Here is a 246-nt window from a genome sequence, read left to right as displayed (position 1 = left end):
CCGTCCAGGCGCTCAACACCGGCGATCCGGCGCTCACCGACACCATCACGGTGCAGACCTCCGACGGCACCACCAAGGACATCGTCATCTCCATCCACGGCGCCAACGACGCGGCGGTGATCACCGGCGACGACACCGGCTCGGTGACCGAGGCCTCGGGTGTCTTGAACGGCACCGCCGGCACCTCGCCGGCCACCGGCGATCTCGACGCCACCGACGTCGACAGCGCCAACGACTTCTCGGTGG

1 protein-coding gene is annotated in these 246 nt (G+C 69.5%); it reads left to right on the top strand.

Annotated features, from left to right (window positions below; all coding sequences use genetic code 11):
• The coding region (locus tag PU724_RS34095) for a VCBS domain-containing protein (protein WP_426213875.1) at positions 1-246 on the top strand (246 nt) is incomplete at both ends.

The organism is Mesorhizobium abyssinicae, assembly GCF_049887195.1.
Taxonomy (GTDB): domain Bacteria; phylum Pseudomonadota; class Alphaproteobacteria; order Rhizobiales; family Rhizobiaceae; genus Mesorhizobium; species Mesorhizobium abyssinicae.
The sequence above is the reverse complement of the archived record's forward strand: the minus strand, read 5'-3'. Positions and strand labels throughout refer to the sequence as shown.